General features: G+C 71.5%; 22 protein-coding genes. 12 read left to right on the forward strand and 10 right to left on the reverse strand.

Features of this window, described 5'->3' with window-relative positions; genetic code table 11:
- The first annotated feature begins 273 nt into the window (after window positions 1-273).
- Together OIE12_RS16270 and OIE12_RS16275 are read left to right on the forward strand one after the other, a co-directional pair.
- Window positions 274-954 (forward strand): response regulator transcription factor, encoded by a 681-nt coding sequence (locus OIE12_RS16270; protein WP_329135983.1) that lies wholly within the window; start codon window positions 274-276, stop codon window positions 952-954.
- A gap of 91 nt (window positions 955-1,045) precedes the next feature.
- The gene (locus OIE12_RS16275) at window positions 1,046-1,915 is read left to right on the forward strand and encodes a Cof-type HAD-IIB family hydrolase (protein ID WP_329135984.1); all 870 of its coding nucleotides are present in this window, start codon (window positions 1,046-1,048) and stop codon (window positions 1,913-1,915) included.
- A gap of 21 nt (window positions 1,916-1,936) precedes the next feature.
- On the opposite strand, the gene cydD is transcribed toward OIE12_RS16275, so the two are convergent.
- The 4 genes from cydD to hisC form a co-directional block, all read right to left on the reverse strand.
- Window positions 1,937-5,452, reverse strand: coding sequence for a thiol reductant ABC exporter subunit CydD (gene cydD, locus OIE12_RS16280; protein WP_329135986.1), 3,516 nt, complete (start codon window positions 5,450-5,452; stop codon window positions 1,937-1,939).
- Between the two features lie 81 nt (window positions 5,453-5,533).
- Complete coding sequence (gene cydB / locus OIE12_RS16285) at window positions 5,534-6,538, reverse strand: cytochrome d ubiquinol oxidase subunit II (RefSeq protein WP_329135988.1); 1,005 nt, start codon at window positions 6,536-6,538, stop codon at window positions 5,534-5,536.
- Between the two features lie 18 nt (window positions 6,539-6,556).
- Window positions 6,557-8,065 carry a cytochrome ubiquinol oxidase subunit I gene (locus tag OIE12_RS16290; protein ID WP_329135989.1) on the reverse strand — a complete coding sequence of 503 codons (1,509 nt, stop codon included), beginning with the start codon at window positions 8,063-8,065 and terminating at the stop codon, window positions 6,557-6,559.
- Between the two features lie 306 nt (window positions 8,066-8,371).
- Entirely contained in the window at window positions 8,372-9,451 is a 1,080-nt protein-coding gene (gene hisC, locus OIE12_RS16295; protein WP_329135991.1) for a histidinol-phosphate transaminase, read from the reverse strand.
- A gap of 477 nt (window positions 9,452-9,928) precedes the next feature.
- Here hisC and OIE12_RS16300 point away from each other — a divergent pair, with 477 nt between their 5' ends.
- The 3 genes from OIE12_RS16300 (at window position 9,929) to OIE12_RS16310 (ending at window position 13,660) form a co-directional block, all read left to right on the forward strand.
- Window positions 9,929-11,038 carry a LacI family DNA-binding transcriptional regulator gene (locus OIE12_RS16300; RefSeq protein WP_030376978.1) on the forward strand — a complete coding sequence of 370 codons (1,110 nt, stop codon included), beginning with the start codon at window positions 9,929-9,931 and terminating at the stop codon, window positions 11,036-11,038.
- 436 nt (window positions 11,039-11,474) lie between these two features.
- Complete coding sequence (locus OIE12_RS16305; RefSeq protein WP_329142000.1) at window positions 11,475-12,617, forward strand: metallophosphoesterase family protein; 1,143 nt, start codon at window positions 11,475-11,477, stop codon at window positions 12,615-12,617.
- A 182-nt stretch (window positions 12,618-12,799) separates the two neighbouring features.
- Window positions 12,800-13,660, forward strand: coding sequence for a hypothetical protein (locus OIE12_RS16310; protein WP_329135993.1), 861 nt, complete (start codon window positions 12,800-12,802; stop codon window positions 13,658-13,660).
- Window positions 13,661-13,804: 144 nt separating this feature from the next.
- On the opposite strand, the gene thiC is transcribed toward OIE12_RS16310, so the two are convergent.
- A complete protein-coding gene (thiC, locus tag OIE12_RS16315; RefSeq protein WP_329135995.1) occupies window positions 13,805-15,649 on the reverse strand; it encodes a phosphomethylpyrimidine synthase ThiC in 1,845 nt (614 codons plus the stop codon).
- 242 nt (window positions 15,650-15,891) lie between these two features.
- Between thiC and OIE12_RS16320 the strand changes: the two genes are divergently transcribed.
- Window positions 15,892-17,361 carry a YibE/F family protein gene (locus OIE12_RS16320; protein WP_329135997.1) on the forward strand — a complete coding sequence of 490 codons (1,470 nt, stop codon included), beginning with the start codon at window positions 15,892-15,894 and terminating at the stop codon, window positions 17,359-17,361.
- 78 nt (window positions 17,362-17,439) lie between these two features.
- Here the strand turns inward: OIE12_RS16320 and OIE12_RS16325 are convergent, their stop codons facing one another.
- From OIE12_RS16325 to OIE12_RS16340, 4 genes are all read right to left on the reverse strand, one after another.
- Complete coding sequence (locus OIE12_RS16325; RefSeq protein ID WP_030376973.1) at window positions 17,440-17,880, reverse strand: SsgA family sporulation/cell division regulator; 441 nt, start codon at window positions 17,878-17,880, stop codon at window positions 17,440-17,442.
- Between the two features lie 96 nt (window positions 17,881-17,976).
- Window positions 17,977-18,771 (reverse strand): IclR family transcriptional regulator, encoded by a 795-nt coding sequence (locus OIE12_RS16330; protein WP_329142002.1) that lies wholly within the window; start codon window positions 18,769-18,771, stop codon window positions 17,977-17,979.
- 226 nt (window positions 18,772-18,997) lie between these two features.
- Entirely contained in the window at window positions 18,998-19,210 is a 213-nt protein-coding gene (locus tag OIE12_RS16335) for a DUF5326 family protein (protein ID WP_030376971.1), read from the reverse strand.
- Window positions 19,211-19,382: 172 nt separating this feature from the next.
- Window positions 19,383-19,700, reverse strand: a complete 318-nt coding sequence (locus tag OIE12_RS16340; RefSeq protein ID WP_030376970.1) for a cupin domain-containing protein — start codon at window positions 19,698-19,700, stop codon at window positions 19,383-19,385.
- A 90-nt stretch (window positions 19,701-19,790) separates the two neighbouring features.
- Between OIE12_RS16340 and OIE12_RS16345 the strand changes: the two genes are divergently transcribed.
- The 5 genes from OIE12_RS16345 (at window position 19,791) to OIE12_RS16365 (ending at window position 24,385) form a co-directional block, all read left to right on the forward strand.
- A complete protein-coding gene (locus tag OIE12_RS16345) occupies window positions 19,791-20,168 on the forward strand; it encodes a phage holin family protein (protein WP_329136002.1) in 378 nt (125 codons plus the stop codon).
- A 190-nt stretch (window positions 20,169-20,358) separates the two neighbouring features.
- Entirely contained in the window at window positions 20,359-21,582 is a 1,224-nt protein-coding gene (locus OIE12_RS16350) for a cystathionine gamma-lyase (protein WP_329136004.1), read from the forward strand.
- Window positions 21,583-21,819: 237 nt separating this feature from the next.
- Entirely contained in the window at window positions 21,820-22,725 is a 906-nt protein-coding gene (locus tag OIE12_RS16355) for a LysR family transcriptional regulator (protein WP_329136006.1), read from the forward strand.
- 213 nt (window positions 22,726-22,938) lie between these two features.
- A complete protein-coding gene (locus OIE12_RS16360) occupies window positions 22,939-23,421 on the forward strand; it encodes an NUDIX hydrolase (RefSeq protein ID WP_329136008.1) in 483 nt (160 codons plus the stop codon).
- 97 nt (window positions 23,422-23,518) lie between these two features.
- Window positions 23,519-24,385 carry a GNAT family N-acetyltransferase gene (locus OIE12_RS16365; protein WP_329136010.1) on the forward strand — a complete coding sequence of 289 codons (867 nt, stop codon included), beginning with the start codon at window positions 23,519-23,521 and terminating at the stop codon, window positions 24,383-24,385.
- Window positions 24,386-24,512: 127 nt separating this feature from the next.
- Here the strand turns inward: OIE12_RS16365 and OIE12_RS16370 are convergent, their stop codons facing one another.
- A complete protein-coding gene (locus tag OIE12_RS16370) occupies window positions 24,513-25,727 on the reverse strand; it encodes an MFS transporter (protein ID WP_329136012.1) in 1,215 nt (404 codons plus the stop codon).
- Between the two features lie 135 nt (window positions 25,728-25,862).
- Between OIE12_RS16370 and OIE12_RS16375 the strand changes: the two genes are divergently transcribed.
- Window positions 25,863-26,321 (forward strand): MarR family winged helix-turn-helix transcriptional regulator, encoded by a 459-nt coding sequence (locus tag OIE12_RS16375; protein WP_329136014.1) that lies wholly within the window; start codon window positions 25,863-25,865, stop codon window positions 26,319-26,321.
- Window positions 26,322-26,325: the final 4 nt, after the last annotated feature.

Here is a 26,325-nt window from a genome sequence, read left to right on the forward strand (position 1 = left end):
GGCCCGGCGGAGAGCTCTGTGAAACTCATGTGAAAACGCCGGGGGACGCCCCTGCGCCGGCACCCGTCCGACATGCCACGACACTGGCCGGGATTGGCTCCCCAAACGGAATGCGGCTCCATCACTTCGAGAACGAACTTGTGTCGCCGTCATTCACACCCGCATACTCGTTCGCAGTGCCGTTCGGCGCGCTCACCCCTTACTTGTCCTGGTCGTACTCATACGGGTCGGCATTCCGCCGAAATTCAGCCAGTGTCCAGGAGGCGCGGAAAAGTGCACATCAATCTGTTCATTCTCTGCGATGACCCCGTTTCCCTGGCCGGACTGGAATCCATCATCGACAAGGAGGAAGGAGTAAGCCTCATAGGCCGGTCCGTGACGGCGGGCGACGGCATGCGATGTCTGGACGACTCCCGTGTCAAACCCCACGTCGTCATCCTGGGCGAGCCGCCCTCCAAGCGGAGCATCTGTGAGAACGTCCAGCAGATCCTCACGCGCTACCGCCTCGACAAAAGCCGCCCGAAAATCATCGTGGTCTCGCAGAACGATGACGACGACGTGGTCCTCACCGCCGTACGGGTCGGGGTCAACGGTTACCTCACCCGCATGAGATCCGCCGAGGAACTGCTCGATTCCATTCAGCTGGTGGCCAAGGGCGGAGCGGCCTTCAGCCAGACGATCGCCGCCCGGTTCAGCAGATATTTCTCCAGCGTGCCGAAGTTTTCCGAACCGACCGCACTATCGGGTCTGACCAGCCGTGAGCTGGAGATTCTCACACTGCTCGCGAGTGGCCTGGGAAACCGCCAGATAGCCCGCCGGCTCTTCCTCGCCGAGAAGACGGTACGCAATTACGTTTCGCGGATACTCACGAAACTTCAGGTGCACGACCGGGCCTCGGCGGCGCTGCTGGCCCGCGACGCGGGGCTCGGAGCACCGGCGGCGGTGCCGTCCTGAGGCGCCGCGGCGAGCGGAGCCGGGCCCGTGGCGGGCCTCTTCCTGGCGCCCGCCGCCAAGCAGTGGGCACAGGTGCGCGAGAATCGCTGTCGTGACCTCAGCGACCCGGCGGCCAGAGCGCCCCTTCTCCCTCGTCCCGCCCCGGCTGATCGCCACCGATCTCGACGGCACCCTGCTGCGCGACGACAAGTCCGTCTCCCCGCGCACGGTCGCCGCGCTGGCCGCCGCCGAGAAGGCCGGCATCGAGGTCTTCTTCGTCACCGGCCGCCCGGCCCGCTGGATGGACGTCGTCAGCGACCACGTCCACGGTCACGGCCTGGCGATCTGCGGCAACGGCGCGGCCGTGGTCGACCTGCACGGCGGCCCCGGCGCCCACCGCTTCGTCAAGGTCCGCGAGCTGGCCAGGCGCAACGCCCTGGATGCCGTGACGCTGGTGCGCGAGGCGGCGCCCGGCACGGTGTACGCGGTGGAGCAGACGTACGGCTTCCACCAGGAGCCGGACTACCCGAAGATGCACCTGGAGCGGCCCGACACGCTGGCGCCCGCCGAGGAACTCCTCGCCGAGGGTTCGGTCACCGCCGCCGAGCCGGTGCTGAAGATTCTCGCCTTCCACCCGGAGATGGACCCCGACGCCTTCCTCACCCTGGCCCGGCTCGCCGTCGGCGACCGCGCCACCGTGACCCGGTCCAGCCCCAGCGCCCTGCTGGAGATCAGCGGCCCCGGCGTCTCCAAGGCCAGCACGCTCGCGCTGTGCTGCGCCGAGCGCGGCATCTCCCACGAGGAGGTGATCGCCTTCGGCGACATGCCGAACGACGTCGAGATGCTGACGTGGGCGGGCCGTTCGTACGCGATGGGCAACGCCCACCCGGACGTCCTCGCCGCGGCGTCCGGCCGGACGGTCGCCAACAACGAGGACGGCGTGGCGGTCGTCATCGAACGGGTCCTGGCCGAACAGGGCTGAGGGACACGACCTCCCGCACCTCTACGCCGCGGCGCCCGCCACCGCCGTCACTCCCGACAGATCGCTCTCCGCCTCCCGCGCCAGCATCTCCCGCAGCGGTCCGTCCACCGCCGCGAGGACGGCGTACGGTCCGCGCTGCACGGCCCGGCCCCCGGCCAGCACGAGCACCTCGTCGACCGCGTCCAGTCCGGCCAGCCGGTGGGTGATGAGCAGCGTCGTACGGCCCTCGGTCGCGGCCAGCAGATCGGCGGTGAGCGCGTCCGCGGTCGGCAGATCGAGATGTTCGGCGGGCTCGTCGAGGACCAGGACGGGGAAGTCGGCGAGCAGGGCCCGGGCCAGGGCCAGCCGCTGCCGCTGGCCTCCGGAGAGCCGGGCGCCGTGCTCCCCGACGAACGTGTCGAGCCCGTCGGGCAGCCCGTCGACCCAGTCGAGGAGCCGCGCCCGGGCGAGCGCGTCGCGCAGGTCGGCCTCGGTGGCGTCCCGGCGCGCCAGCAGCAGGTTCTCGCGCACGGAGCTGTCGAAGAGGTGCGCGTCCTGCGCGCACAGCCCCACCAGCCGCCGTACGTCGTCGCCGTCGAGCGCGGCGGCGTCCGTGCCGCCCAGCGTGTACGTGCCGCCCTCCGCGTCCAGGAAGCGCAGCAGCACCTGGGCGAGGGTGCTTTTGCCCGCGCCGGACGCGCCGACCACGGCGATGCGCCGGCCGCGTTCCAGCGTGAGGTCGAGGCCGTCGAGCGCCGGCCGCCGCTGCCCGGGGTGACGGGCGGTCAGCCCCCGCACGACGAGCGGGAACGGCGTGGCGGGCGTCGGCCGGGGGTGTTCCGGCCCGCGCACGGGCTCGGGGGCGTCGAGGATCTCGTACACCCGTGCCGCGCTGCGCCGCACCCGCTGCCGGTGCCGTACGGCGAGCGGCAGCCCGAGCACGGCCTCGAACGCGGCGAGCGGGGTGAGGACGACGACCGCCATGGCGACGCCGTGCAGCCGGCCGGCGGCGACCGCCTGGACCCCGGCGACCGCGGTGGCCACCACGGTCAGGCCGGTGATCAGCGCGGTCAGCCCGTCACCGAGGGCGGCCGCGGCGGCCGAGCGGGAGGCGATCCGGGTGAGGACGCCGTCGGCCCGGCGGGCCCCGGCGAGCCGCGCGGGCAGGGCCCCCGCGACCGTGAGCTCGGGGGTGCCGGTGAGCAGATCGGTCACCCGCGTGGCCAGTTCACCGCGGGCGGGCGCCAGCCTGCGCTCCGCCCGGCGGGCGACGGCACCGGTGAGCAGCGGGACGCCGACGCCGGCCGCGAGCAGGCCGGTGGCGAGGGCGGCCCCCGCCTCGGGCAGCAGCCACGCGGTGAACCCGACCGCGCCGGCCGACACCGCGCAGGCGGCGCCCACGGGGAGCAGCCAGCGCAGCCAGTAGTCCTGGAGCACGTCCACGTCCGCGACCAGCCGGCTCAGCAGGTCGCCGCGCCGGGCGCTGCGCAACCCGGCGGGGGCCAGCCGCTCCAGCCGCCGGTAGACGGCGACCCGGGTGGCGGCCAGCATGCGCAGCACCGCGTCGTGCGAGACGAGCCGCTCGGTGTACCGGAAGACGGCCCGGCCGATGCCGAACGCCCGCGTGGCGGTGACCGCGACCATCAGGTACAGCACCGGGGGCTGCTGGGAGGCGCGGGAGATCAGCCACCCGGAGGTGGCCATCAGGCCGACGGCGCTGCCCAGCGCGAGGGCGCCGAGCAGCAGGGCGAGCAGCAGCCGTCCGCGCAGGGGCTGCGCCATGGCCCGCACCCGGGCGAGCACACCGCCCCGGGGCGCCCGGGAGCCGTCGAGGACGGTCGCGTCGGCGTCGTCGCGGCCCGGTGCTGCCGCACCCGGGTGTTCCCGTCCGGCCGCCGCACCCGTCCGCGCGGGGACGGCCGTCACGGACGCCGGCTCCAGCCGCACCACCCGGTCGGCCACCGCCAGCAGGGCCGGCCGGTGCACCACCAGCAGCACCGTGCGTCCCACCGCGAGCCGCCGCACGGCCTCGACGACCTCCGCCTCGGTGGTGCCGTCCAGCGCGGCCGTCGGTTCGTCGAGCAGCAGGACCGGCCGGTCGGCGAGGAACGCCCGGGCCAGCGCGAGCCGCTGCCGCTGTCCGGCCGAGAGCCCCGCCCCGTCCTCGCCGAGCGCGGTGTCCGTGCCGTCCGGCAGCGCGTCGACGAACTCCAGGGCCCCGGCGTCCGCGAGTGCCCGGCGCACCGCCGTGTCGTCGGCGCCGGGGCGGGCCAGGCGTACGTTCTCGCCGATGGTGCCCGCGTACAGGTGCGGATGCTGCGGCACCCAGGCGAGGCGGGAGCGCCACTCCTCCAGGTCGGCCGAGGCGAGGTCCGCCCCGCCGACCCGCACCCGTCCGGCGTCGGGCCGTACGAAGCCGAGCACCACGCCCAGCAGCGTCGACTTGCCGGCGCCGCTGGGGCCGACCAGGGCGACCGTCTCACCCGGCGCGACACGGAAGGAGGCCCCGGTCACCGCGTCGGAGGCACGGCCCGGGTACCGGACGGTCACCCCCTCGAAGGCGATCTCCCCCTCCGGCAGCCGTCGCGTACCGGAGTCCGGCACCGGCGTCTCCAGTACCTCGAAGATCTCCTCGGCGGCCGCGAGCCCCTCGGCCGCCGCGTGGTACTGGGCGCCCACCTGCCGCAGCGGCAGATACGCCTCGGGGGCGAGGACGAGAATGACCAGTCCGATGGAGAGGTCCATGTCGCCGTGGACCAGCCGCATGCCGATCGTGACCGCGACGAGCGCGACCGAGATCGTGGCGAGCAGTTCCAGGACGAACGAGGAGAGGAAGGCGACCCGCAGGGTCCGCATGGTCGCCTGCCGGTACTCGCCGGTGATCCGGCGGATGGACTCGGCCTGCGCCTTGGCCCGGCCGAACACCTTGAGCGTCGGCAGCCCCGCGACCACGTCGAGGAAGTGCCCCGACAGCCGGGAGAGCAACCGCCACTGACGGTCTGTCTGGGAGCGCGTGACCCAGCCGATGAGGATCATGAACAGGGGGATCAGCGGCAGGGTGCCGACGATGATCGCCGCCGACACCCAGTCCTCGGTCACCACCCGCAGCAGCACCGCTGCCGGGACCACCACCGCGAGCCCCAACTGGGGCAGATAGCGCGAGAAGTAGTCGTCGAGGGCGTCGACACCACGGGTGGCCAGCGCCACCAGGGAACCGGTGCGCTGACCGCCGAGCCAGCCTGGGCCCAGTGCGGTGGCCCGCTCCAGCAGCCGGCCGCGCAGCTCCGACTTCACCGCCGCGCTCGCCCGGTGGGCGGCCAGTTCGGTGAGCCAGGCGACGAGTGCCCGTCCGACGGCCACGGCGGCGAGCAGAAGCAGCGGGGTGCGCAGTGCCGCGAGCGAGTCGCCGTGCTGGAAGGCGCCGACCACCACCTCGGCGATGAGCATGGCCTGGGCGATGACCAGCGCCGCCCCGACGACGCCCAGGGCGACGACCGCCAGCATGAAGAGGCGGGTGGCGCGCGCGTAGCGCAGAAGACGCGGGTCGATTGGTTTCACGTGAAACACACCCTCGGGGTCGAGGAGGGGCGGGGCAGGGTGTGTTTCACGTGAAACACACCCTGTCTCCCGCTGTCGGGATCAGTGCGCGGCGTCCGCGATGTGGTGGGTGCCGATCCGCTTGCGGAACACCCAGTAGGTCCAGCCCTGGTAGAGCAGCACCAGCGGTGTGGCGATGCCGGCGCACCAGGTCATGATCTTCAGGGTGTACGGGCTCGACGAGGCGTTGGTGACCGTGAGGCTCCAGTCCGGGTCGAGCGAGGACGGCATGACGTTGGGGAAGAGGGTCAGGAAGAACATCGCGACCACGGCCACGACGGTCAGCCCCGACAGGGCGAACGCCCAGCCCTCCCGGCCGGCCCGGGCCGCCCCCAGCGCGGTGACGAGCGCGGCCACGGCCACGACGAGCGCCACCAGCGAGCCGGTGTCCCCCTTGTCGGTCTGCGTCCACAGCAGGAAAACGAGCGCCAGGACGGCGGTCACCGCTCCGACCCTCAGGGCCAGCCGCCGCGCCCGCTCCCGGATCTCCCCGACGGTCTTCAGGCCGACGAAGACGGTGCCGTGGAAGGTGAACAGCGCCAGCGTCACCACTCCGCCCAGCAGGGCGTACGGGTTGAGCAGGTCCCAGACGTTACCGACGTACTCGAGGCCGGAGTCGATCTTCACTCCGCGCACGATGTTGGCGAAGGCCACGCCCCACAGGAAGGCGGGGAGCAGCGAGGCCCAGAAGATCGCGGCCTCCCAGTTGCGCTGCCACTTCTCCTCCGGCCGCTTGGCCCGGTACTCGAAGGCGACACCGCGCACGATGAGGCAGACGAGGATGACCAGCAGCGGCAGATAGAAACCGGAGAACAGGGTGGCGTACCACTCGGGGAAGGCGGCGAAGGTGGCGCCGCCCGCAGTGAGCAGCCAGACCTCGTTGCCGTCCCAGACGGGGCCGATGGTGTTGATCAGCACCCGCTTCTCGGAGCGGTTCCGGGCCAGCAGCCGGGTGAGGACGCCGACCCCGAAGTCGAAGCCCTCCAGGAAGAAGTAGCCGGTCCACAGGACGGCGATGAGGACGAACCAGACGTCGTGCAGTTCCATGAGTGAGCGCTCCCCGGCCTAGTAGGAGAAGGCCATCGGCTTGTCGGCGTCCCGCGAGTCGCCGCCGATCTTCGTGGGTGGGTTGAGGTCCGCCTCGGTGAGCTCGGGCGGCCCGGCCTTGACGTACTTCACGAGCAGCTTGACCTCGACGACGGCGAGGATCGCGTACAGGGCGGTGAAGGTGAGCATCGAGGTGAGCACCTCGCCCTGCGAGACACCGGGGGAGACCGCGTCACTGGTGCGCAGGACGCCGTAGACGACCCAGGGCTGACGGCCCATCTCGGTGAAGATCCAGCCCCAGGAGTTGGCGAGGAGCGGGAAGCCGAGGGTGAGGATCGCGGCGCGCCAGTACCACTTCGTCAGCGTGGGGCCGAGTGCCTTGTTGCGGAAGAGCACCAGGTGCGGCACCTCCTCGTCGCCGACCCTCAAGTGCCGCGGCAGCAGGAACTTCTTCCGGGTGAGCCACAGTCCGGCCGCGCCCAGGGCGAAGGACGTCATGCCGAAGCCGATCATCCAGCGGAAGCCCCAGAAGGTGACGGGGATGTTGGGCCGGTAGTCGCCGGGACCGTACTTCTCCTGCTCGGCCTTGTTGACGTCGTTGATACCGGGGACGTACGAGGAGAAGCTGTCGTCGGCGAGGAACGAGAGCAGGCCGGGTATCTCGATGGCCACGCTGTTGTGGCCCTTCTCCACGTCGCCGTAGGCGAACACCGAGAAGGGGGCGGGGGACTGACCGTCCCACAGCGCCTCGGCGGCCGCCATCTTCATCGGCTGCTGCTTGAACATGACCTTGCCGAGGACGTCACCGCTGACGGCGGTGAGCAGACCGGCGACGACCACGGTGACCAGACCCAGCCGCAGCGAGGTCTTCATCACCCGGATGTGCTTCTTGCGCAGCAGGTGGAAGGCGGCGATGCCGACCATGAACGCGCCACCGGTGAGGAAGGACGCGGACAGGGTGTGGAAGGCCTGGGCGAGTGCGGTGTTCTGGGTCAGCACGGACCAGAAGTCGGTGAGTTCGGCGCGCCCGCGGGACTCGTTGATCCGGTAGCCGACGGGGTGCTGCATCCAGGAGTTGGCGGCCAGGATGAAGTAGGCCGACAGGACGGTGCCGAGCGACACCATCCATATGCAGGCCAGGTGCAGCTTCTTCGGCAGCTTGTCCCAGCCGAAGATCCACAGTCCGATGAAGGTCGACTCGAAGAAGAAGGCGAGGAGCGCCTCGAAGGCGAGGGGGGCGCCGAAGATGTCACCGACGAAGCGCGAGTAGTCGGACCAGTTCATGCCGAACTGGAACTCCTGCACGATGCCGGTGACGACGCCCATCGCGATGTTGATCAGAAAGAGCTTGCCCCAGAACTTGGTGGCCCTGAGGTACTTCTCCTTCTCCGTCCGCACCCAGGCGGTCTGCAGGCCGGCCGTCAGGGCGGCCAGCGAGATCGTCAGCGGGACGAAGAGGAAGTGGTAGACGGTGGTGATGCCGAACTGCCAGCGCGCCAGGGTCTCCGGCGCCAGAGCCAGTTCCACGTCGTCTCTCCTTACGTCGCCGTGGTCACGAAGCGGCGGATCGCACACCCCACGGCATGCGTTTCGCACGCGTTTCGGCCCGTACACAGCGCGCATCACGGGATGAACCGGGACGCGCTTGTGAACGCGTTCACATTCACAAGCAATTATGACGCATACCCGTTCGAGGCCGGAGGCCCGGGGGTCCCCTGGAGGCGAAAGTGGGCCGCCTCACACGGGCGACTCCGCACGAGGGCACGCGAAAGGGCCGGTCGGCGTGGGCCGGCCGGCCCTTCGGCACAGCGTGGCGGAGCGGGGTGGTGCCGGTCAGAGCTCCCTGCGGAAACCTTCCGCGGCCTTCAGGAAGATGTCGTTGGCCTCCGTCTCCCCGATGGTGATGCGCGCCCCGTCACCCGCGAACGGCCGGACGACGACCCCCGCGCGCTCGCACGCCGCCGCGAACTCCGTCGTGCGCTCCCCCAGCCGCAGCCAGACGAAGTTGGCCTGCGTCTCGGGCACCGTCCAGCCCTGGCCGCGCAGCGCCTCGACCACCCGGTTCCGCTCGCAGACCAGCGAGCCGACCCGGCCGAGCAGCTCGTCCTCGGCGTTCAGCGAGGCGATCGCCGCGTCCTGGGCGAGCTGGCTCACCCCGAACGGCACCGCCGTCTTGCGCAGCGCCGCCGCCACCGGCTCGTGGCCGATGGCGAAACCGACCCGCAGCCCCGCGAGCCCGTACGCCTTGGAGAAGGTCCGCAGCACACACACGTTCGGCCGTTCGCGGTACAGCTCGACGCCGTCCGGCACCTCGGGGTCGCGGATGAACTCGCGGTAGGCCTCGTCCAGCACCACCAGGACGTCGTCCGGCACCCGGTCGAGGAACGCCTCCAACTCCGCGCGGCGCACCACCGTGCCCGTCGGGTTGTTGGGGTTGCAGACGAAGATCAGCCGCGTGCGGTCGGTGATCGCCCGGGCCATCGCGTCCAGGTCGTGCACGTCGCCCGGCGTCAGCGGCACCTCCACCGGCGTCGCCCCGCTGATCCGCGTGATGATCGGGTACGCCTCGAAGGACCGCCAGGCGTAGATGACCTCGTCGCCCGGGCCGCTGGTGGACTGGAGCAGCTGCTGGGCGACGCCGACCGAGCCCGTGCCCGTGGCGACGTGGGAGACCGGGACGCCGAAGCGCTCGGCCAGCTCCTGGTTGAGCGCGGTGCAGGCCATGTCCGGGTAGCGGTTGAAGGACGCGGCCGCCGCCGTGACCGTCTCCATGACACCCGGCAGCGGGGGATACGGGTTCTCGTTGGAGGACAGTTTGTAGGCGACGGGACCGCCGGCCGCCGCGGGCCTGCCCGGCACATAGGCGGGGATACCCTCCAGCTCGGCACGCAGCCTCGGGCTCGTCTCGCTCACCGCAGTCCTCCCTCACGCACACCACCGGGCCCGGGCGCACGCCCCGTACCGGTGTCCAATGCTTCTCACCTTATGAGGATTCGGCGCCGGTGCGAATGGCCTGTGGACAACGTGGACCCCCGGCGGGCCGCCGGTGCGTCCGCAGAGCGGGCGGCGACCGGGGGCGGGCGCGGAGACCGCCCCCCGTACGAAAGCGCATGAAGGCGCACGAATCGGGGGGCGCGCCGGGCCCGTACGCACGCGCCGGTGGCGTACCCCGTGGCGCGCATCACCCGTGAAGGTGAGTTGAGACCTCTTCGAAACATGGCCCCCTTGGCAGGCCCATGCGTGCCGACAAGCCAGGTACTGGCATTGGATCGTTCAACTACCTTGCATTCCCAGGCAGTTGGGGGCTGTACGCCTTGCAGAAACGTGCCTGTCAACGGGTGCATATGCGTCCGCACTACCCCACCGCATGAGCCCTACTATCGGCTCGCCATGACAGCAGCAGGGAAGCACCAGGTGAGCCGGGCGGAGGCCGCACGGCGGGGCGGACGACCGGGCCGGGCAGGCATCCGAGACGTCGCCGCCGCCGCCGGGGTCTCCATCACGACCGTCTCCGACGCCCTCAACGGAAAAGGCAGGCTCCCGGACGCCACCCGGCGGCATGTCCGCGAGGTCGCCGACCGGCTCGGCTACCGTCCGTCGGCCGCCGCCCGGACCCTGAGAACCGGCAAGTCCGGGCTCATCGGCCTGACCGTGACCACCTACGGGGATGAACCTTTCACCTTCACGGAGTTCGCGTACTTCGCGGAGATGGCCCGGGCCGCCACCTCGGCCGCGCTCGCCCGCGGCTACGCCCTGGTGATCCTCCCCGCGACCTCGCGCCACGACGTCTGGTCGAACGTCGCCCTGGACGGCACGGTCGTCATCGACCCCTCCGACCAGGACCCGGTCGTCAGCGAGCTGGTCCGGCAGGGCTTACCGGTGGTCTCCGACGGCCGCCCGGCGGGCGCGCTGCCGGTCACCGCCTGGGTCGACAACGACCACGAGGCCGCCGTCCTGGACATCCTCGACCACCTCGCCGACGCCGGCGCCCGCCGCATCGGCCTGCTCACCGGCACGACCACGGACACGTACACCCGGCTGTCCACCACCGCCTATCTGCGCTGGTGCGAGCGGGTCGGCCAGGACCCGGTCTACGAGGCCTACCCCGCCCACGACCCGTGCGCCGGCGCCGTCGCGGCCGACCGACTGCTCGCCCGGCCCGACCGCCCCGACGCCGTCTACGGCCTGTTCGACCCCAACGGCACCGATCTGCTGGCCGCCGCCCGGCGCTACGGGCTCCGCGTCCCCGACGACCTGCTGCTCGTCTGCTGCAGCGAGTCCACGGTGTACGCCAACACCGAGCCGCCGATCACCACCCTCTCCCTCAAGCCCCGCCGGATCGGCACGGCGGTGGTGCAGCTGCTCATCGACGCCATCGAAGGCGTGGAGTCGCAGCAGCCGGTGGAGCAGGTGATACCGACCGAGCTGATCATCCGCACCTCGTCCCGGCGCCGTCCGCCGCGCACCACCGTCAGCCCACCGCGCACGCCGGAGAGCTGAGGCCTGCCGTCACCTCGTCGGCCGGACTCCGCCCCCGCGCGGCCACGAACCGCTCCCGGAGCGGCTCCGCGACCGCAGGACGGTCACGGGGCGGACCCACGGCCGCGGGGCCTTCGCGGGGCGGCGAACCGCTCGACGGGCCGCGGGGTGGTGAACCGTTCGACGGGTCGAGGGCGGTGAACCGTTCGACGAGGGCGGCGCCACAGTGCCGCCCGGGTGACGCACACGTGTCCCCGGCCGGCCCCGCCGACGCCCCTCCGGTCACTCCCGCCCCGGGAAAGCCCTGCCCAAACGGGGCGAAAGCCGCGGCGGACCGCCCGCTTCGCCGATTCACCACCCCTGGGTCGTCACATGGCACGATCCGCATTCCTATGATGGGCCCACACACCGCGGGCCGCTGCGACCAGGCAGTCCGATGCGGTGCAGCTGCGGCGCGATGGTGGAGGGGTCGATGACTCAGGGGGCCGGTCAGGGACCCGAGGCGGAGCAGGCGGCGACGGTGCGCGACTTCCGGGTACCCGCGTACGTGCAGGAGACCGGTCCGTACGCCCACGACGGCCATCTCGGGGAGGGCTCCGCTCCCCCCGAGGCGCCCGAGGAACACCCCGGCGGCCGACCCGCTCCCTATTCCGAGGGCTTTCCGGAGGGGTACACGCCCACCGAGCGGGACCTGCCGGTGATCAACCGCGGCGACACCGTCCAGGTCGTCGTGGAACCGGCGCCCGCCCCGGCGGCGCAGCCCGCCACCACCGGCGAGGGTCCCGGCCCGCTCTACGTCGTCGGCGACGTCCACGGCTACCTCGACGAGCTGGTGGCCGCGCTCCAGGAGCAGGGCCTCCTCGACGCCGCCGGCCAGTGGTGCGCCGGAACCGCCCGGCTGTGGTTCCTGGGCGACTTCACCGACCGCGGCCCCGACGGCATCGGCGTCATCGACCTGGTGATGCGGCTGTCCGCCGAGGCGGCCGCCGCCGGCGGCTACTGCAAGGCGCTCATGGGCAACCACGAGCTGCTGCTGCTCGGCGCCAAGCGGTTCGGCGACACCCCCGTCAACTCGGGCGCCGGCACCGCCACCTTCCAGGCGGCCTGGCTGCTCAACGGCGGCCAGAAGACCGACATGGACCGCCTCCAGGACCACCACCTGCAGTGGATGGCCCGCCTCGACGCCATGGAGTCCGCCGACGGACACCTGCTGGTGCACTCGGACACGACCTCCTATCTCGACTACGGCCGCTCCATCGAAGAGGTCAACGACACCGTCCGCGAGACGCTCACCCGCAACGACGCGGACGAGGTCTGGGACCTCTTCCGCAAGTTCACCAAGCGGTTCTCCTTCCGCGACGAGGGCGGTGCCGACGCCGTCCGCTCCCTGCTGGACGTCTACGGCGGCACCCGCATCGTGCACGGCCACAGCCCGATCCCCTACCTCCTGGGCGAGGTCGGCTCGGAGGACGGCGAGGAGGCCGGACCGCCCGTGGTCGAGGGACCGCACCTGTACGCCGACGGACTCGCCCTCGCCATGGACGGCGGGGTGACCATGGCCGGAAAGCTGCTGGTCCAGCAACTGCCGCTGGTGCGCTAGCCGTTCACCACGCCCTCGCCCGCCGCCGCGGACCGCCCCGGGCGAGGGGCAATTTCCGGAAACCCCCTGTCTCCGCGTGCCGTCGCGGCTCTACCATCGGCTTATCCGTAGCAGGCTCCCCTCCGTTTCTGCCCGACGGCTCGTCAGCATGCCGAGCCCCAAGCCCTACGGAGCATCGGGGGATGCACATGAACAGCGTTCCGCAGCACCTGCACAGCGAGGACCGCCAGGAGTACGAGCGGATCCTCGACGAGGCGCTGCGCTCCGCCGCACACCGCCCGGAACTGGCCGCCCTCGTGCAACGGCTCAACCCCGAACAACTGCGCACCATGGCACTCAGCGCCACCGCGTTCATCACCACCGCCGCCGCGGCCGAATACCACCACTACGTGAAGGTCCGTGAGGAGCTGCGCCGCCCGGCCCCGTCCGCCCCGCCGCTGCAGGACACCCCCGCCACGGAGACCGACGTGGGCGGGCTGGGCCTTGCCGCCGCCGTCGGCGAGGCCGCCGCGGGTGCCGGGGCCGGCGCGGTCGTCACCGTCCTCGCCCCCGTGCTCGCCGGGACCGCGGCGGCGATCTTCCTGCTCGTGGGGTACGTCATGAAGATGCTCAACCCCGAGCCGGCCTTCGCCCGGACCCTGCTGACCACCGGCTGGGTGTTCGGCGCGGTCACCGCGGTGGCGATCCTGGTCGCCGCGGTCGGCCTGCTGCTCACCGCCCTCCGCAACAACGCCACCGCCCAGCGCGGCGGCGCCGAGGGGGACCGGTACGAGGAGATGCTGCGGGCCAGGGAGGCGTGGCACGAGGCGCTGCTGGAGCGCGGCATCCTGCCGTTCCTCCGCGACGCCCTGACCGACCCCGACCGGGCCGCGCTGGACGGCCCGGTGCCCTCGGCCCCGCAGAGCCGCATCCCGCACCTGGGCTACGACCGCCCGGGCTTCAGCAGCCCCGAGGACGGCGCCCCCTCGGCCTCCCGCCCCCGCTTCTCCAGCCCCGACTTCTCGAGCCCCGACTTCGGCGGCCCCGAACACCGGCCGGAGTGAGCGGAGGAGAACCGGTCCCGGCACCCGGCCACATCCGCCCCTGCCGCGAAGCGGCACGCCGGAACGGCAGCCGTCTGCCCACACGCGGACCCGGCGGCGATGTCCCCCGGCCGACTGCTCCGGGGAACACCACCAGCACCGCGGTCAGTCGGCTATCGGCAGGTACACCCGGTTGCCCGCCTCCGCGAACTCCTTCGACTTCTGTGCCATGCCCTCCTCCACCTCGGTCCGTGTGGTGCCGTGCTCCCGGCGGATGTCCTGGGAGATCTTCATCGAGCAGAATTTCGGGCCGCACATCGAGCAGAAGTGGGCCGTCTTGGCCGGTTCGGCCGGCAGGGTCTCGTCGTGGAACTCGCGGGCCGTGTCCGGGTCGAGGGCCAGGTTGAACTGGTCCTCCCAGCGGAACTCGAAGCGAGCGTCGGACAGGGCGTCGTCCCATTCCTGCGCACCTGGGTGCCCCTTGGCGAGGTCGGCTGCGTGGGCGGCGATCTTGTAGGTGATGACGCCGGTCTTGACGTCGTCACGGTTGGGCAGGCCCAGGTGTTCCTTGGGCGTGACGTAGCAGAGCATGGCCGTGCCCCACCAGGCGATCATCGCGGCACCGATGCCGGAGGTGATGTGGTCGTACGCCGGAGCGACGTCCGTCGTCAGCGGGCCGAGCGTATAGAACGGAGCTTCATCGCAGATCTCCTGCTGAAGGTCGATGTTCTCCTTGATCTTGTGCATCGGGACGTGTCCCGGGCCCTCGATCATGGTCTGTACGTGAAAACGCTTGGCGATCGTGTTGAGTTCCCCGAGCGTGCGCAATTCCGCGAACTGCGCCTCGTCGTTGGCGTCCGCGATCGAGCCGGGCCGCAGACCGTCGCCGAGGGAGTACGTCACGTCGTACGCGGCGAGGATCTCGCAGAGCTCCTCGAAGTGCTCGTAGAGGAACGACTCCTTGTGGTGGGCCAGGCACCAGGCGGCCATGATGGAGCCGCCGCGCGAGACGATGCCGGTCTTGCGGTTCGCGGTGAGCGGCACGTAGGCGAGGCGCACGCCGGCGTGCACGGTCATGTAGTCCACGCCCTGCTCGGCCTGTTCGACGACCGTGTCCTTGTAGATCTCCCAGGTCAGCTCCTCCGCCCTGCCGTCGACCTTCTCGAGGGCCTGGTAGAGGGGGACCGTGCCGATCGGCACGGGGGAGTTGCGCAGCACCCATTCGCGGGTGGTGTGGATGTTGCGTCCGGTGGACAGGTCCATGACCGTGTCGGCGCCCCAGCGGGTCGCCCAGGTCATCTTCTCGACCTCCTCCTCGATGGAGGAGGTGACGGCGGAGTTGCCGATGTTGGCGTTGACCTTCACCAGGAACCGCTTGCCGATGATCATCGGCTCGATCTCCGGGTGGTTGACGTTCGCGGGCAGCACCGCGCGCCCCGCCGCGATCTCCTCCCGCACGACCTCGGGAGAAACGTTCTCCCGGAGCGCCACGAACTCCATTTCCGGAGTGATCTCCCCCCGTCGCGCATAGGCCAGTTGGGTCACCGGCGTCCCGTCGCGGCCGCGCAGCGGACGGCGGGACCGTCCGGGGAAGACCGCGTCCAGGTTGCGCAGTCCCCCGCGTGGTGAGGTGTGCTTGATGCCGTCGTCCTCGGGCCGGACCGGACGGCCCGCGTACTCCTCCGTGTCGCCCCGGGCGACGATCCAGTTCTCCCGCAGCGGCGCGAGCCCCCTGCGGACGTCGGTCCGTACGGTGGGGTCGGTGTACGGGCCCGAGGTGTCGTACAGCGTGACCGACCCCCCGTTGGTGAGGTGCACCTGACGGACCGGCACCCGCAGATCGGGGCGCGAGCCCTCGACGTACGCCTTGTGCCAGCCGATGGACGTCCCGGCCTCCCCGCCGCCGGGCTTCCCCCCGGAGTTCCCGTTGAGGTTCCCCCCGGTGGGGTCGCTGGAGTCCTCACTGGCGTTCTGCGCGGAGGCAGGCGTGCGTGTGTCCTTGATGGTCATGAGACCTACTCCCTACGCCGGCATTACCCGGTAACAGGTTCAGCGGTCGACGCAGCGGTGTCCGCCGGCGATGTTCCACGTGAAACATCGCCTCTGCGGAGGTCAGCGCCCTCTCAGCCCGGTGCTCCGAGCTCCCGCGTGTACAAAGGTGCTTTCACGCTAACGCCTTGGTGGCCGCACTGAACAGTGGGCCCCCTCTCGTTCTCGCGCTGACGTGTCCCCGTTCTTGCGATGATGCGTCGGTGACCACGCCCCAGCAGCACCCTCCGCATCAGCCTCCCCCGCACGAGCACCCTCCCTCTCAGCCGGCCGGCCCCCACGGCGGCACCGGCCACTCCCACAGCCACGGCCATGGCCCGGCGGCGCCCGTCTCGCGGCATCTGCGGAAGGTCATCGCCGCCGTTCTCGTGCCGTTCGCCGCCGCGGTGGTCGTGGGACTGGTGGTCCTCTGGCCCGGCGGGGTGCCGTCGCACGAGCGCACGGGCGTCGGTTTCGACCGCCAGACGCAGCAGGCCACGGTCACCAAGGTGGTCAAGGTCGACTGTGCCTCCGTGGGCGCCGGGGGCGGCACGGCCACGGGTGGTACGGCCACAGCCGGTTCGTCCGCCGGAGACGCCTCGGGCGCCGGCTCCGCCGCACAGGGCTCCGGCGCGGGGGAGGCCGGAACCTGCAAGAAGGCCACGGTCCGCGTCGACACCGGCAAGGACAAGGGACGCACCTTCACCGAGATCGTGCAGCCGGACCAGTCACGCCAACTGGACCAGGGCGAGAAGGTCGTGGTCTCCTACGAGCCCTCCGCGCCGAAGAACCTTCAGTACTCGGTCACCGACGTGAACCGCACGCTGCCCATGGCGCTGCTCGCGGGCATCTTCGCCGTCGCCGTGGTGGTCGTGGGCCGGATGCGGGGGCTGGCCGCCCTGATCGCGCTGGCCGTCAGCTTCGTGCTGCTGTCGTTCTTCATCCTGCCGGCGATCCTCCAGGGCTCGAATCCACTGGCGGTGGCGGTGGTCGGGTCGAGCGCCATCATGCTGATCGCCCTGTACATGTGTCACGGTCTCTCGGCCCGCACCTCCGTGGCGGTGATCGGCACGCTGATCTCGCTGGGGCTGATCGGCGTGCTCGGCTCGCTGTTCATCGGCTGGGCCGCGCTGACCGGGAACACCGACGACAGCACCGGCCTGATCCACGGGCTCTATCCGGACATCGACATGAGCGGTCTGCTGCTGGCCGGCGTCATCATCGGTTCGCTCGGTGTGCTCGACGACGTGACGGTGACGCAGACGTCGGCGGTCTGGGAGCTGCACGAGGCGAACCCCTCCATGAGCCGGCGGGGGCTGTACCGCGCGGGCATACGGATCGGCCGCGATCACATCGCCTCGGTCGTCAACACCCTGGTACTGGCCTATGCGGGCGCCGCGTTGCCGTTGCTGCTGCTGTTCTCCGTCGCGCAGAGCGGGGTGGGCACGGTCGCCACCAGTGAGCTGGTCGCCGAGGAGATCGTGCGTACGCTGGTCGGCTCCATCGGCCTGGTCGCCTCGGTGCCGGTGACCACCGCCCTGGCCGCGCTGGTGGTCTCCGCGGACCGCCCGGTCGGGCCGGACCGGGCGACAGCGCCGCACGGCGGTGAGCCGCCGGTGACCGCCCGAGCCGCCGGAGCGACGGCGGTGGCGCCACCGGCGCGCGGCGGACGGGGCCGGCGCCGCAAGCGCTGAGACGTGTGGACACGGGCGTGCGGGCGAGTTGCTGAAGCGTTCCTCCGCCGTCCGGGCCGTCCGTGCGACCGGGATCGTTCACCCCGCGCTCTGCTCCTCGGCGAGGATCCGGTCCAGCGCCTCGTCGAGCAGGGCGTCGAAGTCCGCGAGGGAACGCTCCTGCCCAAGGGGGACCAGCTTGTCCGTGCGGTCGAGGAAGGCCACGAGCGGTGCCGCGCCGGATCGGAACAGCGCCCGGTCGGGGCCGACCTGAAGCCTGATCAGTACCTCGCCGATCGCATGGGGGTCGGCGGGTGCGATGTGCACGTCCCCGTCGCCGCACGGCCTCCCCACCCCGTCGATCAGCAGCTCCCGCCCGAACGCCCAGGTGACGGGCGCGTCCCCGGGGAGATGGAAGGTCAGCCGGACGGCGAAGGGATCACAGGTGTCGTAGCGCAGCTCCACGGGGATCCGGAAGGAGAGCTCCTCCGAGACCAGAAAACTCATCATGACCTCCGCCTGCACCACGGACTCGCTCATCGCCTACCCCGTCAGTTGCCGTCGACTGGCCAGGAATCACCTGACACTGCCAGAAATCTTGCAGACAGTACACAGGAGATCACAAGGAGTGAGTTTTCAGATACTGATAGAGGGGGCGAGCGTGCCGAGCAGCCGGCCCAGCTCGCTCTGCAGTCGGCGCACGGCGGGCAGCAGCCGGTCGGCCTGGTGGCAGGGGAGCGAGACGGCCACGGTCGCCGCCGTCGTCCCGGCGGTGAGCGGGAGGGCGGCGCAGGCCGTGCCGAGCGCGTATTCCTGCCGCTCGAAGACGGGTTCCATGCGGCCGACCCGCTCCAGGCGCCGCAGCAGGGTGTGGGCGTCGGGGACGGTGTACGGAGTGAGCGCCCGTACGGGGTGGCGGTCGAGGTGGTCGCGGCGTGTGGCGTCGTCCAGCTGGGAGAGCAGGCACTGGCCGATCGCGTGGGCGTGCCCGGTCTCCCGGAAGTCCGCCCATTCCGCGACCGCCGGGTTGCCCGGGGTGTCCGCGACCGAGACGATCTCGATCTCACCGGCGCGGTAGACGGCGTAGTAGACCGGGACGCCGAGCATGTCGCGCCAGTGCGCGAGCGCGTCCGCCACCGTGCTGCGACGTTTCTGCTCCACTCCGCTCCTGCTCAGCCGCTCGGCGGCGTCCCCGAGGAAGAACAGCCCCTTGTCGCGGCGGAGATAGCCCTCGTGGGTCAGTGTGCGCAGCAGGTGGTACGTCGTGGGCAGGGCCAGCTGGGCCTCGCGGGCGAGCTGCTTGGCGGTGGCGCCGTACTCACGGGCGGCGACGCACTCCAGCAGGCGCATCGCCCGCTGCACGGAGCCGATCAGGGTGGTCGGGTGCGACTCCCTCAGCGGCGGCGTCCGCTGGGCGGGTGGGGCGTGGATGTCTACGGGTACGGGTACCGAACCGACCGTGGCCAAGGGGCACTCCCGGAGCGCGAGGAGGGGCCGCCCGTGCGGGGAGACACGGGAGGGGTGTGCGCCGCCCGCGGGGGCGGATCGGCCCCGTGCGGAGTTCCGGACTCTAATCGCCCGTCACCGCTCGCAGCCGCCGCTGCCGGGAAACTTCCCTCGCGCGAGGGAACCTCGCGTTCCTGTTGCTGGCCCGGCCCTACCAGTCGCCGCGCGAGGAGGAGCCCGCCATGAACTTCCGCACGATGTAGATCAGCCCACCGACCAGTGCCACGAAGAGCAGCACCTTGAACAGCAGCCCGATGAGGAATCCGAGCACGCTGGCTATCAGGCCGCCGAACACGACCAGGGCGATGACCGGCACCGCGATCCACTTCACCCACCACGGCAAACCCGTGAAGATCTCTCGCATCGCCCTGTCCTCACCTCTCCGCCCGGCGCACCCGCTCTCCCGCTCTCGGGACGTGTCGCACAGGTCCTGCTGTGTCCTGCCTTCGATGCTAGGGCCGCGGCGGTGCCGAACGGAGGCCGCGCATCCCTTGTCCTCCCCTGATCCATCCCCTAGGGAACCCCGAGGCCGGACCTCAGCTCTCGGGGGGAGAGAACATCACCAGCACCCTGAGATCCTCGGTGATGTGGTGGAACTTGTGGGCGACGCCCGCGGGCACGTAGACGACGCTGCCGCGGGCCACCTGGGTCGTCTCCAGACCGACGGTGATCGACGCCCGTCCGCTGGCGACGTAGTACACCTCGTCCTGCTGGTGCGGCTGCTGGGGATCGGTCGCTCCCGCGTCCAGCGCGTAGAGGCCGACCGACATGTTGCGCTCCCGCAGGAACTGCAGGTAGGCCCCGTCGTTGGCGGCGCGCTCCGCCTCCAGTTCGTCCAGCCGGAATGCCTTCATCGTCCCTGTCCGCTCCCGTCCACCGGCACCGCGGTCCCCGTGGCGCCCGCCCGTTGATCTCTTCCACCGCGATCGGAGACGATCAGACCCATGAAGAATTTCGTAGTCAAGACGATCGCCAACGCGGGCGCCCTGGCGGTCGCCGTCTGGCTGCTCGACAAGATCACCCTGACCGGTGACAGTACCGGCAAGGAGGCCGGCACCCTCATCCTGGTCGCCCTGGTGTTCGGTGTCGTGAACGTTCTGGTCAAACCGGTTGTACAGGTGCTGACCTTCCCGCTGTTCATCCTGACGCTCGGCCTGTTCACCCTGGTGGTCAACGCGCTGATGCTGCTGCTCACCTCGTGGCTGGCCGGGAAGCTCGACCTGAGCTTCCACGTCGAGGGCTTCTGGACGGCCGTCCTCGGCGGTCTGATCGTCTCGGTCGTCGCCTGGGCGCTGCACGTCGTCCTCCCCGACGAGGACTGACGGAGACCGACAGCAACCGACGGACCCGGCGGGAAGCGCCGGGGCCGGACCCGACGAGGCCGCCGGGAGCCGACGAAGGTGTGGCCCGGGGCAGCCGGCAGGCGTGTGACCTGAGAAAATGGCGGCGGCGAGCCTCCGCTCGGTCCGGTCCGCTCGCCCCGATCACGCAGGAGACGGAGGCGGAGGCGGCATGAGTGAGCGCCATGTGGACGGCGGCGGGGGCACCGGAGAAGCCGGGACCGCGGGCAGCACCGGCGACTTCGGGGGCACCGGCGGTGTCGGCAGCACCGGCGGCATCGGTGACGGAACGCGCGCGGTGCGCGCGGGACTTCCCGACCCCGTGAAGTACGAGCCGACCCTTCCCGGCCCCGTCTTCGCCGCCCACTTCCATCTGCCCGGGGAACCGACCGGGCCGTACACCTACGGCCGGGACGAGAACCCGACCTGGACGCTGCTGGAGCGCGCCATCGGCGAGCTGGAGGCGCCCGGCGACGAGGACGTGCGGACCCTCACCTTCGCCTCGGGCATGGCGGCGATCTCCGCGGTCCTCTTCTCCCAGCTCCGGGCCGGGGACGCCGTGGTCCTGCCGGACGACGGCTACCAGGCGCTGCCCCTGGTGCGCGAGCAGCTCACCGCGTACGGCATCGAGGTACGCACCGCACCGACCGGCGGGGACGCCCAGCTCGACGTCCTCGACGGGGCCCGGCTGCTGTGGATCGAGACCCCGTCGAACCCGGGGCTGGACGTGTGCGATGTGCGCCGGCTGGTCGCGGCGGCGCACGCGCAGGGCACGCTGGTCGCCGTCGACAACACCCTCGCCACCCCGCTCGGGCAGCGGCCGCTCGACCTGGACGCCGACTTCAGTGTGGCCAGCGGCACCAAGATGCTCACCGGGCACGGCGATGTACTCCTCGGCTACGTCGTGGCGCGGAACGCCGAGCTGATCGCCCCGGTCCGGCGCTGGCGCAAGATCGCCGGGGCGATCCCGGGGCCGATGGAGGCCTGGCTCGCCCACCGCTCGCTGGCCACCCTCCAGCTGCGGGCCGACCGGCAGACGGCGAGCGCGCTGACCCTCGCGCAGGCGCTGCGCGACCGCCCCGAGGTGTCCGGGCTGCGCTATCCGGGCCTGCCGGACGACCCCTCGTACGCCGTCGCCGCGCGGCAGATGCGGCGCTTCGGGAGCGTGGTGTCGTTCACGCTGGCCACGCGCGCGCGGGCCGACCGTTTCCTCGAGGCGCTGCGGCTGGTCGACGACGCCACGAGCTTCGGCGGCGTGCGCTCCACGGCCGAACGGCGCGGCCGCTGGGGCGGCGACGCGGTGCCGGAGGGCTTCGTCCGCTTCTCCGTGGGCGCGGAGGACCCCGAGGATCTGGTGGCCGACGTGCTGCGGGCGCTGGAGGAGTCGGCGGACTGAGCGCCGGCCGCGGACGCGGTGGAAGCGGGCGGTCCGAACCTCCCCCCTCGTGGCTCGGACCGCCCCGGTTCTGCATGCGAAGAACCGCGCGACCAAGGCTAGTTGACTCTGTGTCAGTGTCCAATCACAGTAGCGACAGGTCCCTATCGACTTATTTATAGTGGGGCGCCGACGGGGGGGGAGGGGCGCCGCCGCCGTGCGCGGTGCCGCGCGGATGGCGCGAGGGAAGGAAGCACCATGGACTTGGCCCTGTTGCGCACGTTCGTCACGGTGCACCGGGCCGGTTCCTTCACGCGTGCCGCGGCTCTGCTCGGTCTGTCGCAGCCCGCCGTCACCTCGCAGATCCGCACTCTGGAACGGCAGCTCGGCCGCCCGCTCTTCCTGCGGCAGGCCCGCGGGGTGACCCCCACGACCATCGGCGATGAACTGGCCCACAAGGCCGCCCCGCACCTGGACGCCCTGGTGGAGATCGCCGAGACGGGACTCGACGACGAGTCCTCCTTACGCACGCTCCACCTCGTCGGTCCGCCGGAGTTCACGGCCGAGCGGGCGCTGCCCGCGCTCATGGAACTGGCCGGGGACCGCGGCCAGGGCTTCGCGCTGCGGGCCTCCTTCGCCAACTGCGACGAGGCCCTGGAGGGGCTCGCCGCGGGGCGTCACGATCTGGCCATCACGACCGCCCGGCCGCGCGGGGAACTGTTCACCGCGACCCCGCTCTGTGACGAGGAGCTCGTCCTGGTCGCGTCCCCGCGCTGGGCCGCGCACACCGCTTCCGACCGGCACCGCCTTCCCGGCGGCTCCGCCCTGGTGCACCTTCCGGTCGTCGAAGTCCACGAATCTCTGCCGTTCGTCACCCGCTACTGGGCCGCCGTCTTCGACGCCCGCCCCGCCGCTTCCGGCGCCGTCGTCGTCCCGGATCTGCGGGCAGTGCTCGCCTGTGCCGCCCGGGGTGCGGGGCTCGCGGTGCTGCCGCGCTATCTATGCGCGGCCGCCCTGGAGCGCGGTGAGGTCGTCGCCCTGCTCGACCCCCCGGTACCGCCGCTGCGCACCTACTTCCTGGCGGTGCGCACCGGCACGCTCGCGATGCCGCACCTCGCCCGGGCTCACGAATGGCTGCTGCGCAAGGCCGCGGGCTGGTGCTGACGGAGCTGCGCTCCCGGACTCGCGGGGCGGCTCCGAGGTGCACGGGCGCCCCCGGGGCTCACGGAGTGAGCCCGACGAGCCGTGCTCCCGGCCCGGCAGACTCCCGGCGCGTGTCCGCCTCCGCACTTCGGGTGTTTCACGTGAAACACCCAGCGAGTTCACGCGGAGCGCCCCACATGTTTCACGTGGAACCAGCTGGGCCACATTTCACGCATGACCGTTCGTCCCGTGGTCAAGCGCACCGCCCGCGCCGTTCTGCTCGACGGCGACGCCCTCGTCCTCATCAAGCGGACCAAGCCGGGCGTCGATCCCTACTGGGTCACGCCCGGCGGCGGGGTGGAGCCGGAGGACCCGACCGTGGTCGACGCGCTCCACCGCGAGGTGCACGAGGAGCTGGGCGCCAAGATCACCGATGTGGTCCCCTGCTTCGTGGACACCGTGGAGCACATCGGCGAGGACGGCGGCGCGACCGGAGTGAAGGTGCAGCACTTCTTCGTCTGCCGGCTGGAGTCGATGGACGAGAGCCTGCGCCACGGCCCCGAGATCGAGCAGCCGTGCGGCGAGTACGAGATCGTCCGGGTGCCGTTCACCCGCGTCGGGATCGCCTCGGTCCATCTCGTTCCGCTGTCGCTGCGGCACTACCTCGACGGCAACATCGAGGGTGTACGGGCGATGCACGCACCCGACCTCGGCTGAGGAGACGCCGCCGACCACCCCCGGTGTGGCCAAAAGTCCGGGGGTCCTCGGGCAAAGCGGTGGACGGCGGGGCGGTCCGTCGGACAGCCTGACCTGCGTGCCGACACTCTCCCTCGCCGTTCTGCCCATCCGCCGCCTGACGCCCCGCGATGTCACCGCGTGCGCCGACCTGTCCGAGGACCGGGGCTGGCCCCGGGAAGAACACAAGTGGGGGCTGTTGCTCGCCGCCGGACAGGGGTACGGCATCGACGACCCCGAGGGCGGCCTGGTCGGCGCCTGCGTGGTCACGGAGTACGGGCCCCACGGGCGGCCGGATCTGAGTGCGGTCGGCATGGTGCTCGTCGCCGAACGGCACGCGCGCCAGGGCGTCGGCCGACGGCTGATGCGGCACGTGGTGGCCGGGGCGGGCACCACGCCGCTGACCCTCTTCGCGACGTCGAACGGCCGCCCGCTCTACGAGGAGCTCGGCTTCAAGGTCACCGGACGGGCCGAGATGCTGCGCGGCCGCTTCCTTCCCGACGTCTCGGAGACCGGGGTCAGCACCCGGGCGGCGACCGCCGAGGACCTGGTGTCGATCCTCCGTCTCGACGCGGAGGTGTTCGGCAGCGACCGGACCCACATGATCACCCGTCTTCCCGCCTTCTCCGACCGGATCCGGGTGGCGTACGAGGACGGCCGGCTCCTCGGTTACGCGGCCGTCTGGCCCAACATGGAGACCCATGTCGTGGGCCCGCTGATCGCCCGGGACACCCGGACCGCCAAGGCCCTGGTCTCCGCGCTCGCCGAGGGCGGAGACCGGCCGCTGCGCACCGACATCGACGTACGGCACGAGGAGCTCCTCGCCTGGCTCAAGGAGCGGGGACTGGAGGCGGTCGGGTCGAACGCCGTCATGACGTACGGCGTCCCCGACCTGCCCGGGGACTGGACCCGGCGGTTCGCCCCGCTGACGGTCGCGGCGGGCTGAATCCGGGCGGGGCCAAAGGGCCATGGTCGCGGTCGTTCCCCGTGGGGGACGACCGGGAGACCAGTGCCGGGACCGTTCCCCATGGGGACGGCCCCGGCGCACTCAGCGGCGCGCGGCCCCCACGCCCTCAGCGGCGCGCGGCGACGGGACGCTCGGCGGGTGCGCCACCGGTGGCCACGACGCGGGTGGTGCCCGCGGTCCCCCGGCGTTCCAGGGCCGCCGAGAGGGCAGCGAGCACCAGGGCGGAGGCGGCGAGGAGCGCACCGACCCAGTTGGGCGCGGTGTAGCCGAGCCCCGCCGCGATGACCAGGCCGCCGAGCCAGGCGGACAGCGCGTTGCCGAGGTTGAAGGCGCCGATGTTGACGGCCGACGCCAGGGTCGGCGCTCCGTGGGCGTGGTCGAGGACGCGCTTCTGCAGCGGTGGCACGGTCGCGAAGCCCAGGGCGCCGATCAGTACGAGGGTCGCCGCCGCGAGTGCCTTGTGGTGGGCGGTCACGGTGAACAGGGCGAGCACGAGGGCGAGGCCGCCGAGTGAGACGTACAGCAGGGGCATGAGGGCCCGGTCGGCATAGCGGCCGCCGAGGAGGTTGCCGCCGACCATGCCGAGGCCGAACAGCACCAGCAGCCAGGTGACGGACCCGTCGGAGAAGCCGGCGACCCGCGTCATCATCGGCGCGACGTAGGTGACGGCCGCGAAGACGCCGCCGAAGCCGAGCACGGTCATCGCCATCGCGAGCAGCACCTGGACGTTCTTCAGCGCCGACAGTTCATGGCGCAGCCGGACCCCCTCCGGCCGGGGCAGGTCGGGCACGAGGCGGGCGACGCCGAGCAGGCCGAGCACGCCCAGCGCGGCGACGAGGGCGAAGGTGACCCGCCAGCCCGCGGACTGCCCGACGAGCGTGCCGAGCGGAACGCCGACGACGTTCGCGACGGTGAGCCCGCTGAACATCATCGACAGGGCGGCGGCCTTCTTCTCGGGGGCGACCAGTTCGGCGGCGACCACCGAGCCGATGCCGAAGAAGGCGCCGTGCGCGAGGGAGGCGACCACGCGGCCCGCCAGCATCAGCCCGAACACGGGAGCGGCGGCGGAGAGCAGGTTGCCCACGACGAACAGGCCCATCAGCAGCATCAGCATCCGTTTGCGGGGGATCCGCGTGCCGAGGGCCGTCATGAGCGGGGCGCCGGCCACCACGCCGAGCGCGTAGCCGGTCACCAGCAGACCGGCGGTGGGGATGGTGACGCCGAAGTCGGCGGCGACCTCGGGCAGCACGCCCATGATCACGAACTCGGTGGTGCCGATGCCGAAGGCCCCGATGGCGAGGGCCAGGAGCGCGAGGGGCATGGGGAGACCTTCCATACGATTGCGACTGCGCTTTACAAGCGGAGACAATAATTGCAGACGCGCTATATATGCAAGCGCAGGTTACTTCGGTTGTCGTCTATCCTGGGGACAGCCGCTCCGGGACGGAGGATGACCATGACCGCGACGGACCCCGCACTCACCGCCCTCGCCCAGGGCTGGTGCGCCCTCTCCCTGCTGCACGGACGCATCGAGGCGCACATCGAGCGCGCTCTGCAGTCCGGGCACGGGCTGAGCGTGCGGGAGTACTCGCTGCTCGACGTGCTCAGTCGGCAGCACGACGGCGACGGCGGGCATCTGCAGATGAAGCAGGTCGCCGACGCGGTGGTGCTCAGCCAGAGCGCCACGACCCGCCTGGTCACGCGGCTGGAGGACCGCGGGCTGCTCTCCCGCTATCTGTGCCCCACCGACCGGCGGGGCATCTACACGAACGTCACCGAGGCGGGCCTGACGCTCCTCGCCAAGGCCCGGCCCACCAATGACACCGCCCTGCGCGAGGCACTCGACGAGGCGGCGGCGGACCCCGAACTGGCGCCGCTGGTCCGCGTCGTGGAGTCGTTGAAAACGCCCGCATAGAGTG

The organism is Streptomyces sp. NBC_00670 (assembly GCF_036226765.1).
Lineage (GTDB): Bacteria > Actinomycetota > Actinomycetes > Streptomycetales > Streptomycetaceae > Streptomyces.